Consider the following 2,969-nt stretch of genomic DNA (forward strand, 5'->3'; position numbering starts at 1 on the left):
ATCCGGGATGGCGCGGGCCTGGTGGAATCAGCCGACGAGGTCATCGAGGCGCTGGCTCCGCTCGCCGCGGACCTGGCCGACGCGCTCAGGGCACGCCTTGGCGAGACTGAATCCGGGGTGATCGCGGGGACGGGAGAGACGCCGCTGCATCTTGAGGCCGACTACAAGCGCTTGTGGGAAGCACTGGGCCATGACCCAACAGGTATGGATCAGCTTGTCTCACGCACCCGATTGACGGCCGCCGAACTGTCCTCCATGCTGCTGGTCATGGAACTGGATGGCTTAGTAACGGCGGACCACGGCCGATACCAGAGAAAGACCGGTTTCTTCACCTCCACAGCGTCGACGACGCAGGCCGAGGGGCAATGAAAGAGAGCATCCTTGATGTACTGCTGTACCTGTTCGAACACTATTTCACCGAGGACGCGGACCCCGTCCGTGATCGCGACTCTCTCCAGAACGGCCTGATCCAGGCCGGTTTCAGCCCCGCAGAAATCAGCAAGGCCTTCGACTGGCTCGACGCGCTGGCCGACCAGAGGCCGGCCGCTTCGCAGCCGCGCGCCGGCGGCCCCACCCGCGTGTTCCACGGCCCCGAGCTGGAGAAGCTCGATGTCGAGTGCCGCGGCTTCCTGCTGTTCCTGGAACAGCATGGCGTGCTCGACGCGGACCAGCGTGAGCTGGTGCTGGACCGGGCGATGGCGCTGGACCAGGACGAACTGGACCTGGACGATCTCAAATGGGTCGTGCTGATGGTGCTGTTCAACCAACCGGGTTCCGAAGCCGCCTATGCGTGGATGGAAACCCAGATGTTTTCCGACGAGCCCGAGCCGGTACACTGAGGCGTTGATCCGCTTCAGGGGGAAGCATGTCGGGTTGGTATTACGCCGACCGGAACCGTGAACAGCACGGTCCGGTCTCGTCGGAAGAACTGGTCACCCATTACCGTTTCGGACGCATCGCCCTCGACGGCCTGGTGTGGCGGGAAGGCCTGCCGGAGTGGCAGCCCTTGCGCACCTTCGCCGACGAACTCGGCCTGGCACCCGCAACGTCCGAATCGATGGCCAGCACGCCTCCGCCGGTACCGCCGGCCGTGCCGGCCGCCGCGGTGGCGTCGCAGGACCGCCTGCTGCGCACACCGGTCGCCCCCGCCCCGAAGCCGCGCACGTCCGGCGGCAAGATCGCGCTGATCGTCGCCGCCGTGCTGCTGGTCCCTTGCCTGGGGATTGGCGCAATCCTGGCCGCGATCTCCATTCCCGCCTACAACGACTACACGCTGCGCGCCAAGGTGTCGCAGGCGATCGCCGAGAGCGAGCCGCTGAAGCTGCAGGTGGAGTCCATCCGCACCGGCGAGGACCGATGCCCCGGCAACGGCGAAGGCGACATCGGCACGCCGGAGAGCTACGCCGGCACCTACGTGACGCGGGCGATCGTCGGCGAGTTCGATGACGGCACCTGTGGCTTCGAACTGGAATTCGGCAACACCGGCAACGCGCAGATCGATGGCCGCAAGCTGTGGTGGGACGTGGGGACCGACGGCAGCGCGTGGAACTGCTCGTCGGAAATCGACGACAAGTACCTGCCGCTGGACTGCCGCGGTTGATGACCGTCAGCGTGGCGACGGGAGCCACGCGTTTCACCGGGGAATGACGCAATGACGCAGTGGTATTACGCCGATGCCAGCGGGCAACGGCACGGGCCGTTCTCGGCCGCGGAACTGGAAGGCCATGTGCGCCATGCGCGCCTGGACGCGAACACGCTGGTGTGGCGTGAGGGCCTGCAGGACTGGCAGCCGCTGGGCTCGCTCGCCTCCGAGCTCGACCTGCCACTCGATACCCTGGCGTCACCCGCGCCCGACACCGCCTTGCCCGGCGCCGACCTGCCCTACGCCCCACCGGCGGCGGACCTCGCCTCCTTCCCGTCGATGGCGAGCGGCCACCTGGTGCATGCGGGATTGTGGAAGCGCTTCGCCGCCAGCTTCATCGACAGCATCGTCACCACCATCATCAGCTACGCGCTGATGATCCCGCTGATGCTGATCGGCGTCGGAGTGATGGGCGCGGGAGGATCCGACAATCCCTTCGCCACCGGCGCAGGCATCGCCTCGATGCTGGCCATCTACCCGATCCTGTTCCTTGCGCCCTGCGTCTACTTCGGCTGGATGCAGTCCTCGTCGTTGCAGGCCAGCCTGGGCAAGCTCGCGGTCGGCATCAAGGTGGCGCGCACCGACGGCCAGCGGATGAGCTTCTGGCGCGGCTTCCTGCGCTCGCTGGCCTATCTGGTCTTCACCATGGTCACCTGCGGCCTGGGCGTGCTGATCTCCGGCCTGATGGTGGTGCTGACCGAGCGCAAGCAGGCGCTGCACGACATGCTGTGCGACACGCTGGTGGTCGACAAGTGGGCCTTCACCGCATTCCCGGAGCGCCAGCGTGATGAGCTCGGGGTGGTCACCATCGTGATCCTGGTGCTGGCCGGCCTGGCCATCGTTGGCAGCATCGCGATCTACGCCGTGATGGGGGCGATGTTGATGAAGGACCTGTCATGACCGAGTGGTACTACGTCGACCTGCGCCACGAACGCCAGGGCCCGGTGGCGCAGGACGCTCTGGTGGCGCTGTATCGCAAGGGAGCACTCACCCCGGCCTCGCTCGCCTGGCGGGACGGCATGGGCCAGTGGACGCCGCTGGGCGAACTTGCCGACGAACTGGGCCTCGCCGCCACACCCGCCAGTTCGCTTCCACCGCCCGCGGCGCCGGCGGCCGCGGAGCCCGTCGTCGACAGGCCGCTGACCGGCCGCGCGGTCTTCACCGCCAGTGAGCCCACCTACGCCTCGCCTGCCCCGGCCGTACGGCAGTCGCCGGCCGTCACGTCCGGCGACTCGCTGTACGCCGCGCCGCGGGCGGACGTCGAAACCCGCGCCTACGGCACGCGTGTCACCGATGGGCACGTGGTGTATGCCGGGTTCTGGAAGCG

5 protein-coding genes are annotated in these 2,969 nt (G+C 67.5%); all 5 read left to right on the forward strand.

Features of this window, described 5'->3' with window-relative positions:
* On the forward strand, window positions 1–369 hold a 369-nt coding region (locus AC04L7_RS15665; RefSeq protein ID WP_475513367.1), incomplete at its 5' end, for a DprA-like winged helix domain-containing protein.
* Window positions 366–839, forward strand: coding sequence for a DUF494 family protein (locus tag AC04L7_RS15670; RefSeq protein ID WP_299344195.1), 474 nt, complete (start codon window positions 366–368; stop codon window positions 837–839). The genes AC04L7_RS15665 and AC04L7_RS15670, both read left to right, overlap by 4 nt.
* A gap of 26 nt (window positions 840–865) precedes the next feature.
* Window positions 866–1,600: a pilin gene (locus AC04L7_RS15675; protein WP_435996396.1), complete on the forward strand. Its 735-nt coding sequence runs from the start codon at window positions 866–868 to the stop codon at window positions 1,598–1,600.
* Between the two features lie 51 nt (window positions 1,601–1,651).
* Window positions 1,652–2,542: an RDD family protein gene (locus AC04L7_RS15680; protein ID WP_435996394.1), complete on the forward strand. Its 891-nt coding sequence runs from the start codon at window positions 1,652–1,654 to the stop codon at window positions 2,540–2,542.
* On the forward strand, window positions 2,539–2,969 hold a 431-nt coding region (locus tag AC04L7_RS15685), incomplete at its 3' end, for a DUF4339 domain-containing protein (RefSeq protein ID WP_475513368.1). The genes AC04L7_RS15680 and AC04L7_RS15685, both read left to right, overlap by 4 nt.

The organism is Pseudoxanthomonas sp. LjRoot204_2, from assembly GCF_056175765.1.